The organism is Parabacteroides sp. An277 (genome assembly GCF_002159645.1).
Classification (GTDB): domain Bacteria; phylum Bacteroidota; class Bacteroidia; order Bacteroidales; family Tannerellaceae; genus Parabacteroides.
Genome location: NZ_NFJB01000030.1, coordinates 1 through 12,068 on the forward strand (window position 1 = coordinate 1; position 12,068 = coordinate 12,068).

Consider the following 12,068-nt stretch of genomic DNA (forward strand, 5'->3'; position numbering starts at 1 on the left):
CAGTTTGGCAGGCTGTTCTCATCCATTAAAAGGACTGTTAAGCCGCTTAGGAGAGACAAGGGCATGAGATTATAAACGATGCCAACGGGAGGGTAGCAAGTTTGTGTTTGGGGCAGACCAAAACCGCTTGCTATCCTCCCATTGGTTAAATTCAAAATCGGACAGGAAACATCCTCTACTCAAAAATCTATAAGTTTTCTTGTTAAGTTTGGTTATTCATATTTGTCTTGGATGAAGTGCGTCCGCATTCTCGGTTCATATTCCGGCTTGCGAACGCCGTTCTTCCGTCCGCTTTCAATGCACTTTAGCAACCACGCCATATTTTGCCCCAAGATGCGCATGGTCTGCAAGCCTTCCTTGTCCTTGCGCACATCGTCGGGTGTGAAGCCGTGTACCGAGTTCCAGTATTGCGATGCTACGATAGGCATATTCGCAATAGTGAAATATTGATTCAATTGCTCGAAGGTGGCGGAGGCTCCACCACGGCGGCACGATACTACTGATGCGCCGAGCTTGCCCGCCATGCGGTTCTCCGTGGCGAAGAACAGGCGGTTCAGGAACGAAACGAGTTGCCCCGTTGGTGCACTGTAATAAACCGGAGAACCGATGACGATGGCATCAAATTCATCCAGCCGTTTCTGTATCTCTTGCACGAGGTCGTCGCGGAAACAATGTCCTGTATTCATGCAGGCTCCACAGGCGATGCAACCCGCTATGGGCTTCTTGCCTAAATACAGCAATTCCGTCTCAATGCCGTTTGCCTGCAAGGTGGTTTCCACTTCGTGCAGGGCGGTATAGGTGCAGCCCGTTTGATTCGGGCTGCCATTAATCAACAATACCTTCATACGTTCAGAATTTATGCGCCAGTTCAGCCGCTTGCTTGCAGCCGTCCGTCTTGTTGATGTCACCTTCGTTCAATACTCCGGTAATAAGCACTTCGCCAGCCATCTCCCATTTCAGCAGAGCGGCAGAACGTTCCAGCGGCATACGGATGCCGTCCATTACCGTCACGTCGTTTTCTTCGCAGCAGGCTATCAGTCCGCATTTCTTTCCGGCGATATCCTTTCCGCCCACCACGAATGAAAACAGGCGGTCAATCACACCCTTTATCTGTGCCGGGATGGAATACCAGTAGGTTGGCATGGTGAATACAACAGCATCGGCTTCCATAATGGCAGGTGCGATAAGGTTGAAATCGTCGTCGAACGAACAAGCCTTGCCCGTCTTGAAGCAGGTCTGGCAGGCACGGCAACCGCCTATCTTCATCAGTGCGGCATCAAATCGTCGCACCGTGTGGCCGAGTGTCTCCGCTTCCCTGATAAATGCGTCCGTCATGGCAAAGCTGTTGCCATGCTTGCGTGGACTTCCCGTAATAACTGTTATCTTCATGACGCTTCCTCCTTACTTTTGAATGGTATTCGAATTCTGATTGTACGCCTTCGCCACGCACCGCCACTCGCCGTCCATCTTCATCAGCAGCAGGTAGTCGGTGAAGTCGATACGGCCTCCCCATTTCTCTTCCAGCACGCGCACCACGGCGAGGGTCTCTTCTACGTCCACCACGTCGATGCGTGCCTTGAAGTCATCGCCTGCGCCTACGGTGTCCACATTGTGGTAGAACTGCTCGATGCTGCCGTGCTCCAGCTTCCCGTCCAAGTAGCCGAATAAGACGGCTTCGTCAATAAACAATTCGCGGGCATACTTGCTGTTGCCTTCTGCCACACTTTTCACAAACTTCATGGCAGCTTCTTCCACTGCCTTGTACTCTTCGATATTTGCTCTCATGATGCTAATGTTTAATTGATTATCTTGTTTTGATGCTGCAAAGGTAGGTGATTCCTCCAGTTTGCACAAGTACCGAAAAATTATTCATATACTGAAAAATTATTCGGTATATACCCGTTACGATATATTATCCTTACCTTTGCAGGCGTAACATTCAATAAAGATAAAACCATGTACGAAAGAAAGATACCCGTAGATTTGGACTGTCCCTTGCGGCTGACCATGAGCCTGATTGATTCCAAGTGGAAGTCATGCATCTTGGACGAACTGCGCCACCGTGCCCTGCGTCCCAGTGAATTGCACAAGATATTTCCCGAAGCCACGCCTCGTGTGCTCGACTTGCAACTGAAGGAACTGGTAGAGGACGGGCTCGTATCGAAGACCATCTACCCTGAACTGCCTCCTCGTTCGGAGTATGCTATCACTCCGTTGGGGATGACGCTTATTCCCATCATCGATGCTATGATTGCATGGGGAGAGAAGAATACAGAATTATTTGAAAAGAAATATGGGAAACGGTAATAGAATTTGGTTGCTTTTCCGTATCTTTACGCTAAGACAAGAGTTGTTTGACAGAAATTTACCGCATATTGCAGAATTTGTGACTGTTTCCAAGTCATTACCTCGTTTTTTGAGAAATGCTTATAAGTAGCTTATTTTTAATATATTCCTATTTCAATATCGTTTTTTTCTACAAAGAACGCCTGCACCTTGTTCATGGCCACGGGATGGTTCGAGTAGGGATATTCCCACAAGGTACGTTTCCATTCGCCGTTCAACTGTTCGTCTACATTACCGATGCCATCTTTCCAGATGCTTGTTTTCCATGCAGGCGTGGGAAGCGAATCGGGCGATACGGCACCATAGCCATAAAGCGTCGCCAACTGGCATGTCTTCTCTTCGAAGGTCATCTGCTGTAATAGATTGTTGATTCGTTTCTCTATAGGTTGTTTCGGATCTTCATATATATCTTTTTCCCCGTTTTTATTGAAGTCTATCCACCCGTCGTGGTAGATATCTGTCCGTGTTTGGGCAGCCGACGAACCTACAAGGGCTGTTAATAAAATTATTGTCGTTATTTTCCTCATTTGATACAAGTGTTTTTCGAATTATGAGGCAAAAATAATACTTTAAAATAAAAGTACCATGCTTCTTTTCTTCAACAAATGCCTGAAGCCGCCATCTAAGGCATTGTCAGTCGACAATAAGCAAGAAATGTTGTTTCTGGTTATTTGTCATTTCCCTATACTCTCTCTACCTTATTATATAATTATATATGTAGAAGGCGCGTCGGAACGAGAATCGTTGTCGTGCGGAGTCTGACCGTAATATTGTGCATCTATATCATAAAATAATTTATTGTTTTTTCTTCCGTTAATGTTTATTTTTGCCCCAACTTATTTATTAAAAGGAGAAATATTTCATGTTAAAACACTTTTTACTTACGTTTTCGCTTATTGTGGGAGGTGGTGGATTTGTTTCGACAAATGCACAAACTCATACGCGAATTTCTTTACCTTCTTTATTTTCAGACCATATTGTGTTACAACAACAGGATTCTGTTCCTGTGTGGGGATGGGGCGAAGCCGGGACGACAGTATGTGCTGTTGGTAGCTGGGCTTCCCAAGACACCATTTCAGCCGTAGTAGATGATGCGGGGCGATGGAGTCTTAAGTTGAAGACAGAAGTTTATGGAGGACCTTATACACTTCACTTTTTTCAGGCAGGTTTTGAGGAGGAGGGTATCACTTTAGTGGATGTGATGCTGGGTGAGGTCTGGCTTTGCAGTGGACAATCTAATATGGAATTTAGTCCTGCTAATGGCATTGTAAACCAAGCAGAAGAGATTGGAGCAGCCAACTATTCGAATCTGCGTTTTTTTAGTATAGAAAAGCGAGGTAGCCAATCCTTGCAAGACGATTGCAAAGCTACGTGGGAGTGTTGTTCTCCCGATGTGATGCAACGAAGAAGTGCGGTGGCTTATTTCTTTGGTCGCCATTTATATGAAAATTTGAAAATACCTATCGGGTTGATTGTATCTGCTTGGGGAGGTAGTGCAGCGGAGGTGTGGATACCGAAATCAAGCCTTCCTAAGATGGTAGATTTTCCTCGTATTCAGCAGGAACGAAAGTGCCCTTGGTGGCCGGTTGAACCCGGGACGCTCTACAACAGTATGATTCATCCCTTGCTTCCTTATCGCATTGCAGGAACCATTTGGTATCAAGGCGAATCAAATCGAGATGATCCGCAGTCCTATTTCAATTTAATGAAAACCTTGATAACTTCGTGGCGCAAAGGTTTTCAACAGGATTTTCCGTTCTATTTGGTGCAGATAGCCCCGTTCAATTATCAATCAAAGAATAACGGACCTGCGTTAATTCGCGAAGCACAAGCGGAGATTGCGCGTCAAATTCCATATACTGGTTTGGTGGTTACGAACGATGTGGGAGATTTCAATAATATCCATCCCGCGCGTAAACAAGAGGTTGGTATTCGGTTGGCCAACCTGGCCTTAGGCGATAAGTATGGTCGCAAGGAGATTCCTTTTGAAAGTCCTTGTTTTGAAGCCATGGAAATCCAGAAGGCAAAAATCCGCATACGTTTTTCTCAACCTATTGTATGTAAGGAAAAAGTTATCAACGGATTTCAGATAGCAGACGAGAAGGGACATTTTGTGCAAGCTCATGCGCGGATTATAGGCGATGATGTAATAGAGGTTTGGGCGAAAGCAATTAAGCATCCCATGGCCGTGCGCTATTGTTTTGATGATGCGACGGTGGGTAATCTGCAAGGAACAAATTCTTTACCCGTAGAGCCTTTTCGTACTGACAAGAAATAATATTATATAATAATGTAGCACAAAAAGATGAGACGAGTTTTATTCATCAGCATGTTGATTTGGACATGCCTTTGGGTTATGTATGCCCAGGAACAAACATGGAACGGAGGGATACGGCATGATTTTGAATTTGAAGGCCGGACAGTTGTAGTAGTAGAACCGGTGAAAGCCGCTGAAGGAAATCCATGGATTTGGCGGCCTGCGTTTTTCGATGCTTTTCCTAGTGTAGACAAATCATTACTGGCGAGGGGATTTCATATCGTGTATTTAGATGTTACCCATTGTTATGGTAATCCGCGTGCTGTTGCATTGGGTACCGATTTTTATCATTTTGTACGTGAGAAATATGCACTTTCGGATAAAGTAACATTAGAAGGGTTCAGTCGCGGAGGGCTTTATGCCCTTAATTGGGCGATTGCTAATCCAGAAAAGGTGGCATGCATTTATTTGGATGCGCCGGTGTGCGATGTATTTAGTTGGCCGGGGCGAAAACAGGCGAAACTTTGGCAAGATTTGTTGCAAAATTGGGAAATGACGGATGCCGAAATGGATACTTTTTCATACAATCCTATTGACAATCTGAAACCTCTTGCTGCAGCAGGTATTCCTATCTTGGCCGTATGTGGCGATAGCGATCAAGTGGTTCCTTATCAAGAAAACATGGAGGTAGTTCGTACACGTTATCGCGCTTTAGGCGCTCCGGTAGAGGTTATCCTTAAACCAGGTTGTGATCATCATCCGCATAGCTTGGAAAATCCGGAGCCGATAGTTGATTTTATCTTGCGTAATCAACCCGCTTATCAGAAATATATTCATTGTAACATTAGAGGAAGTTTGCAAAACTCGCTGTTGAAATTTGAACGAGAACAAAAAGGTTGTGTGGCCTTTCTGGGAGGTTCAATTACAGAGATGAAAGGTTGGAAGGATGAAATAGAGAAAGATTTGAAGCAACGTTTCCCTTATACAACATTTGAATTTGTTGAAGCTGGGATTGGTTCGACAGGTACAACGCCTGGTGCTTTTCGTTTGGTACATGATGTGCTTTCCAAAGGTAAAGTTGATTTACTCTTTGTAGAAGCTGCTGTCAATGATGATACCAATCATTTCTCGCCATCCGAACAGGTACGTGGTATGGAAGGCGAGGTGCGTCACGCCTTGCTCCACAATCCAGAGATGGATATCGTGATGCTACATTTTATTTATGATCCGTTTATTCCTCTCCTTGAGAAAGGAAAACAGCCTGATGTGATATTAAACCATGAGCGAGTGGCCAACCATTATCTAATACCGTCTATTAATTTGGCACAGGAAATAAGCGAACGTATGAGCTCTGGTGAATTTACTTGGGAACAGTTTGGTGGTACGCATCCGCTTCCTTTTGGACATAAATTTTACGCTGCAGCTATCAACCATCTTTTCGATGCCATGTGGCGGAATATAGCATTGGATGCATCTGTCATACCACATGAGATTCCCGTGGAACCGCTCGATACATGTAGTTATTTTGGAGGTGATTTTATCGATTTACGAGCCGCTACCCTACAAAAAGGTTGGAAATACATAGACTCCTGGCATCCAGATAACACATTCGAGAAACGTCGCGGGTTTGTAGATGTACCGATGCTTGAAGCTACGCAACCGGGCGATGAATTATCTCTGGAATTTGAGGGGCGAGCTATCGGTATATTTTGTACGCCAGGGCCTTCTGCTGGTATTTTGACTTATAGCATCGATGGAGGTGATTTCCAGGAATTAGATACATTTACGGAATGGAGCGGACATCTATATATTCCTTGGGTATATATGTTTGCAACCGAACTTAAATCTGGTAAGCATCGGCTCGTTTTGCGTGTTTCTGGAAAGAAGAATCCGGCATCGGCAGGTCATGAATGCCAAATTCGGAATTTTGTTGTCAATCGATAAAACTATTGGGCATTACAGATGGGAAAATCCTTCTTAGGTATGTGGGGTTTTCCCATCCATTAGAATTTCCAATATACAAGTGACGTATAATTTTATGATATAATCTGCATGGCAATCCATGCACAGGCTTCGGCGTCGGCTAAAGCATGGTGGTGTTGCGTCAGGTCGTATCCGCAATGAGCAGCTACAGTTTGGAGTTGATGGTTGGGAAGTTTTTTACCAAATGTACGGCGCGAAGCTCGGCAAGTACAATAGAACGTATAATCAGGATACTCCATCCCATATGTTTTAAAGACAGCTTTCAAGCATCGTTCATCGAAGGGACTATTATGAGCAACTAAGGGTAAACCTTCGATTTTGGGCGCTATTTCTTTCCATACTTTGGGGAAAACGGGAGCTGAAATGGTATCCTCTGTTCGCAAACCATGGACGCGCGTATTCCAATACAGATAGTAATCTGGTTCGGGATGAATCAGTCGGTAAATACGTTCTATGATTTCGCCTTGACGTACAATCACTACGCCTACACTACATACGCTACTCGCTTCTTGGTTGGCGGTTTCGAAATCGATGGCGGCAAAGTTTTTCACGCTTTCTTATTCTATATGATACAACTTCAGTTTGTTATATAATGTTTTGCGGTCGATGCCCAGAAGTTGGGCTGCCCGTGTCTTATTGTTATTACATTCTATAAGGGCTTTACGGATGAGATCGATTTCATGACTTTCGTCTTTGAGTTGGGAGACGGGTTGCGCTTTCGTACGTTGGCTTTCCTGTAGTTCGTCGGGTAATTCTGCACATGTAATATAACGTCCTTTTGCCAAGAGGGTCGCATAGCGGATAACGTTCTTCATCTGCCGAAGGTTTCCAGGCCATGAATAGGATTGGAAAAGACGAATGGTCTCGTCGTCAAAACCAATTAAATTTTTCTTCAATTCGGCATTGGCCAAATCAAGGAAATGGTTGGCAAAGAGGAGCAAATCCTCTTGTCGTTCGCGAAGGTCGGGGATACGGATTGTGAACTCATTGATACGATGATAAAGGTCTTCACGGAAATCCCCCTTTTCAATAGCTTGGCGTAAATTCTCGTTGGTAGCCGAGACGAGGCGAACGTTTATCGCAATCTCTTGATTGCTACCTACGGGGCGAATCTTTCTCTCTTGCAAGGCGCGGAGCAATTGTACTTGTACCTCATAGGTTAGATTGCCTATTTCGTCCAAGAAAAGCGTCCCGCCTTGTGCAGCCACGAAAGCACCTACTTTATTATCTATCGCACCTGTAAACGAGCCTTTAACGTGTCCAAAGAATTCCGATGCGGCTAAATCTTTCGGAATGGCTCCACAATCGACTGCTACAAAAGGTCCTTTTGCCCGATTGCTTTGCTCGTGGATACGCCTCGCTACGTATTCTTTACCCGTCCCGCTCGAACCGTTTATCAGTACCGACATCTCCGTTGGTGCTACCAATCGCACATGTTCGAAAAGCGAAACAGCCGCTGGGCTGATTCCCTCTATATAAGGATTCTGCAATGCGTCCTCGCGCGCTTCGTCCGGCTCTGCACCAGGCCATTGGATGGTCTCTTGAATTTTCTTCAAAAGTTCTTCCGGATTTAGCGGCTTAGAGATATAATCCGCTGCACCCAGCTTGATGGCTTGTACGGCGGTCTGGATATCCGCATAGCTTGTCATCATAATGAGCGCCGTATCAGGACGTTCCTCTTTCACCCATTTCAACAAATCAATACCATCTTGATCCGGAAGTCTCAAGTCCGATAAGACTAATTGATAAGCATGGTCCGCCATATCCCGCTTCGCATCGACTACCGACGAGAATGCGCGAACCTGAAATCCTTTTTTGCTCAACCATGTCTGCAACATGAAAGAGAACGTAATATCGTCTTCTACTATTAATATAGATGGTATCATACATTTCCGTTTTACAAAGACAAAAATACAACTTTTTTCTGAAAAATACATCTTTGGAAATCCTTTTACCCTTAAAAATGGTCTACAACCGAAGAAAACTTCTCGGCAAGGTACTAAAAACTTCTATTTCCGTTTTCTATTCTTTACGTATCGTCGATGTTTGTGTAAATATCGTTGATATTTGTATATCTTTAGCCTAAAGATAAGGAAATATCGTCGATATTTATAGAATTTTTCGGTAAGGAAGGAGGTTTTCCTGCCTTATCGGGTAATTTTTCTTCGGGTTGAATTTTCTTTTCTTCGCGAGATGGATTTGAAATATTCCTTATATTTGCAGACGAACTAAATAGGCGCATAAAAAGAAGATGACAATTCAACAATTGGAATATATCTTGGCGGTAGACCGTTATCGCCATTTTGCCAAAGCGGCAGAGCATTGCCATGTGACACAACCTACGCTTAGCATGATGATTCAAAAGCTGGAAGACGAGTTGGGGGTAAAGCTTTTCGACCGGTCGATACCTCCTGTCCGCCCGACGGCCACAGGTGTGAAAATCATTGCACAAGCTCGGAAGGTACTGCTTCAGGCGGCTCAGATTAAGGATATTGTGACGGAAGAGACGCAATCCTTGAAGGGGTCGTTTCGGTTGGCCGTACTTCCTACTATTGCGCCTTATCTTCTTCCGCGTTTCTTGCAACATATTGCCGAACAACATCATGAATTGGATATTCGCATCCAAGAGATGCAAACGGTACCCACTTTGTCTGCCCTTGCGAAAGGAGAAATCGATGCCGCCATTATCGCTAACGAACCGACGGAGGCCAACCTGTTGGGTACGCGCCTTTATTACGAAGAGTTTTTCGGATACGTATCGCGCCATGAACCTATATTCAAGCAAGACATTATCCGCACGACGGATATCAGCGACGAACGGCTTTGGCTCCTCGACGAAGGACATTGTTTTCGTGACCAGCTTATGCGTTTTTGCCAACGCGAAAAGGTGAAGATTCATCAGGCGGCTTACCATATGGGAAGTCTGGAGACCTTTATGCACATGGTAGAAAGCGGTTTTGGTATGACCTTTATCCCCGAGCTTGCTACGCTTCAGCTATGTGATTCGCAACGTGAATTGGTACGTCCGTTTGCTATTCCGCGTCCCACACGCGAGATTTATTTCGTCACGCACAAGGATTTCATCCGTCATTCGCTTTCGAAAATATTGATAGAGCATATCCAGGAAGCCGTACCCAAGAAGATGCTTCGCCTGCAAGTCGGACAAAAAATCGTCTGATTTAACATAAAAAATTGTCACGATTTGCTTGCATTTGTCGAAAAAGTATTACTTTTGCGCCAGATAAAAGAACAAACGAATAAAATGACACGATTTAGCTTTACATATTACTTTTATTACTTTTACTTTAGCAAAGTGAAGGCAGGAGTTTGTATGTGAAGATTTGAATCCATAAAATGAATCATAAATATCAATCATAAGTATAAAGTCCTGCCGCAATCCGGTGGGACTTTTTTATTTTGAAAACAAACTCTCAAGAACGATGAAAAGAAAAGTAGCTATTCAAGGCATTGCCGGTTCGTATCATGATATCGCTGCTCGTCGATATTTCGAAGGAGACGAGGTGGAAACGATTCCTTGTAATACATTCCGCGATGTAATCCAGACTATCAAAAAAGACCCAAGTGTGTTGGGGTTAATGGCGATTGAGAATACCATAGCTGGAAGTCTTTTGCAGAATCATGAGTTGATACGCGAGAGCGGATTTTCAGTAATCGGGGAATACAAATTGCGGATATCACATTCGTTGGTGGCTTTGCCAGGGACGAAGTTAGAGGATATCATTGAGATAAATTCTCATCCGATTGCCCTCATGCAATGCACAGACTTTCTGGATACGCTTCCCCATGCGAAGATTGTCGAAAAGGATGATACTGCCAATAGCGCACGTTGGATTGCAGAGCAGCATCTCAAAGGGCATGCCGCCATTTGTGGTAAGTTGGCGGCCGAGATTTATGGAATGGAGGTGCTTGCAGAAGGCATCGAAACCAATAAACGGAATTTTACCCGTTTTGTAGCGATAGCAGATCGTTGGACAGCCGATGAGGTCATGCGTGATAGTATCAAGAACAAAGCATCTTTGGTCTTTGCCGTACCTCACGTAGCGGGGAGTCTCTCGCGTGTCCTTTCGGTACTCTCGTTCTACGATATGAATCTCTCTAAAATTCAATCGTTACCTATCATTGGGCGGGAGTGGGAATATCTTTTCTACGTTAACTTGACATTTAGTGATTATATCAAATATCGCCAAGCGCTCGATGCGATTCGTCCGCTGACAAAAGATCTTAAAATTTTAGGTGAATATGAAGAAGGAAGACAAGGCTTATAATAATATCGTGCCGGCGGATCGTGTTTCGAACGTCCAAGAATATTATTTTTCGCGTAAATTGAAAGAGGTCGCCGAAATGAATGCGGCGGGAAAGCATGTTATTAACTTGGGAATTGGTAGTCCGGATTTGCCTCCCTCTACTGAGACTATCGAAGCTCTTTGTTATCATGCACATCAGTCTAATGAGCATGGATACCAACCTTATGTAGGTATTCCAGAGTTGCGTATGGCTTTTTCTCAATGGTATAAAAGATGGTTTCAAGTGGATTTGGATCCGAAATGCGAAATCCAACCGTTGATCGGTTCTAAGGAGGGAATATTACATGTCTCTTTAGCGTTTCTAAACTCAGGAGACGGAGTGTTGGTTCCCAATCCCGGTTATCCAACGTATAGTTCGGTGAGCCATCTCGTTCAGGCGCGAATCGTGCCGTATGATCTTCGGGAAGAATTAGGATGGCAACCAGATTTTGAGGCACTCGAACGTATGGATCTTTCTGGTATTAAATTAATGTGGACGAATTATCCGAATATGCCAACCGGAGCCAATGCAAGTTTGGAACTTTATCAGAAGCTGGTAGACTTCGGACGGAAGCATAACATCATCATCTGCAATGACAATCCGTATAGTTTTATTCTGAACGAGCATCCGTTGAGCATTCTGAGCATTCCTGGCGCGAAAGATATCTGCATTGAAATGAATTCGATGAGCAAGGCGCATAATATGCCAGGTTGGCGCATGGCGATGTTGGCTTCAAACGCGCAATTCGTGCAATGGATATTGAAAGTAAAGAGTAATATCGATTCTGGCCAATTCAAGCCGATGCAATATGCTGCCGTTGAAGCATTGAACGCTCCGCGCGAATGGTATGAACGGATGAATGCCATCTATCGAAGTCGTCGGGCGTTGGCCGGTGAAATTATGGATGCTTTAGGCTGTCGTTACGATAAAAACCAGGTGGGGATGTTCCTTTGGGGGCGTATACCGGATGAGGTGGCAGGAAGTGAAGTTCTCGCTGATGATATTTTATACAATGCAAATGTCTTTTTGACGCCTGGATTCATTTTTGGCTCTAATGGCAATCGTTTCATTCGTATATCGCTTTGTTGCAATCAAGAAATGTTGTCGGAAGCGTTGACACGCATTCAAAATCGAAAAAAGTAGAATCATAAAACAATAAAAGAATATTTATCATGGA

The 12,068-nt window shown here is 44.3% G+C and carries 10 protein-coding genes and 2 pseudogenes; 6 read left to right on the plus strand and 6 right to left on the minus strand.

All coding sequences use genetic code 11. The features are described 5' to 3' along the window. Positions 1-212: 212 nt before the first annotated feature. From B5F77_RS11690 to B5F77_RS11700, 3 genes are read right to left on the minus strand one after another with little or no spacing between them, the layout of a single operon-like run. Positions 213-845 carry a flavodoxin family protein gene (locus B5F77_RS11690; protein WP_021928855.1) on the minus strand — a complete coding sequence of 211 codons (633 nt, stop codon included), beginning with the start codon at positions 843-845 and terminating at the stop codon, positions 213-215. Between the two features lie 4 nt (positions 846-849). Further along, positions 850-1,389, minus strand: coding sequence for a flavodoxin family protein (locus B5F77_RS11695; RefSeq protein ID WP_087207705.1), 540 nt, complete (start codon positions 1,387-1,389; stop codon positions 850-852). 12 nt (positions 1,390-1,401) lie between these two features. Continuing rightward, positions 1,402-1,785, minus strand: coding sequence for a nuclear transport factor 2 family protein (locus B5F77_RS11700; protein ID WP_021928857.1), 384 nt, complete (start codon positions 1,783-1,785; stop codon positions 1,402-1,404). Positions 1,786-1,956: 171 nt separating this feature from the next. Between B5F77_RS11700 and B5F77_RS11705 the strand changes: the two genes are divergently transcribed. Continuing rightward, entirely contained in the window at positions 1,957-2,307 is a 351-nt protein-coding gene (locus B5F77_RS11705; protein ID WP_021928858.1) for a helix-turn-helix domain-containing protein, read from the plus strand. A gap of 164 nt (positions 2,308-2,471) precedes the next feature. On the opposite strand, the pseudogene B5F77_RS11710 reads toward B5F77_RS11705, so the two are convergent. Then, a pseudogene (locus B5F77_RS11710) lies at positions 2,472-2,873 on the minus strand (beta-glucosidase); the annotation flags it as partial. Between the two features lie 335 nt (positions 2,874-3,208). Between B5F77_RS11710 and B5F77_RS11715 the strand changes: the two are divergent. Next, a complete protein-coding gene (locus B5F77_RS11715) occupies positions 3,209-4,624 on the plus strand; it encodes a sialate O-acetylesterase (protein WP_239446334.1) in 1,416 nt (471 codons plus the stop codon). 114 nt (positions 4,625-4,738) lie between these two features. Beyond that, positions 4,739-6,547: pseudogene (locus B5F77_RS11720) on the plus strand (prolyl oligopeptidase family serine peptidase); the annotation flags it as partial. 92 nt (positions 6,548-6,639) lie between these two features. On the opposite strand, the gene B5F77_RS11725 reads toward B5F77_RS11720, so the two are convergent. Together B5F77_RS11725 and B5F77_RS11730 are read right to left on the minus strand one after the other, a co-directional pair. Next, positions 6,640-7,137 carry a 3'-5' exonuclease gene (locus tag B5F77_RS11725; protein ID WP_087330969.1) on the minus strand — a complete coding sequence of 166 codons (498 nt, stop codon included), beginning with the start codon at positions 7,135-7,137 and terminating at the stop codon, positions 6,640-6,642. A gap of 6 nt (positions 7,138-7,143) precedes the next feature. Continuing rightward, positions 7,144-8,469, minus strand: coding sequence for a sigma-54 dependent transcriptional regulator (locus B5F77_RS11730; RefSeq protein WP_087331022.1), 1,326 nt, complete (start codon positions 8,467-8,469; stop codon positions 7,144-7,146). A gap of 368 nt (positions 8,470-8,837) precedes the next feature. Here B5F77_RS11730 and B5F77_RS11735 point away from each other — a divergent pair, with 368 nt between their 5' ends. The 3 genes from B5F77_RS11735 (at position 8,838) to B5F77_RS11745 (ending at position 12,034) form a co-directional block, all read left to right on the plus strand. Further along, entirely contained in the window at positions 8,838-9,764 is a 927-nt protein-coding gene (locus tag B5F77_RS11735; RefSeq protein WP_087330971.1) for a hydrogen peroxide-inducible genes activator, read from the plus strand. 262 nt (positions 9,765-10,026) lie between these two features. Further along, on the plus strand, positions 10,027-10,872 hold the full coding sequence (locus B5F77_RS11740; RefSeq protein WP_087330972.1) for a prephenate dehydratase: 846 nt from the start codon (positions 10,027-10,029) through the stop codon (positions 10,870-10,872). Further along, positions 10,847-12,034, plus strand: coding sequence for an aminotransferase class I/II-fold pyridoxal phosphate-dependent enzyme (locus B5F77_RS11745; protein WP_087330974.1), 1,188 nt, complete (start codon positions 10,847-10,849; stop codon positions 12,032-12,034). The genes B5F77_RS11740 and B5F77_RS11745 overlap by 26 nt, the downstream gene beginning before the upstream one ends. Positions 12,035-12,068 lie beyond the last annotated feature (34 nt).

Bases quoted from the DNA above. Each gene is read 5' to 3' on its own strand.
- B5F77_RS11745 (WP_087330974.1), top strand. From the start codon at position 10,847: ATGAAGAAGGAAGACAAGGCTTATAATAATATCGTGCCGGCGGATCGT.
- B5F77_RS11740 (WP_087330972.1), top strand. From the start codon at position 10,027: ATGAAAAGAAAAGTAGCTATTCAAGGCATTGCCGGTTCGTATCATGAT.
- B5F77_RS11690 (WP_021928855.1), bottom strand. From the start codon at position 845: ATGAAGGTATTGTTGATTAATGGCAGCCCGAATCAAACGGGCTGCACC.
- B5F77_RS11715 (WP_239446334.1), top strand. From the start codon at position 3,209: ATGTTAAAACACTTTTTACTTACGTTTTCGCTTATTGTGGGAGGTGGT.
- B5F77_RS11735 (WP_087330971.1), top strand. From the start codon at position 8,838: ATGACAATTCAACAATTGGAATATATCTTGGCGGTAGACCGTTATCGC.
- B5F77_RS11700 (WP_021928857.1), bottom strand. From the start codon at position 1,785: ATGAGAGCAAATATCGAAGAGTACAAGGCAGTGGAAGAAGCTGCCATG.
- B5F77_RS11705 (WP_021928858.1), top strand. From the start codon at position 1,957: ATGTACGAAAGAAAGATACCCGTAGATTTGGACTGTCCCTTGCGGCTG.
- B5F77_RS11695 (WP_087207705.1), bottom strand. From the start codon at position 1,389: ATGAAGATAACAGTTATTACGGGAAGTCCACGCAAGCATGGCAACAGC.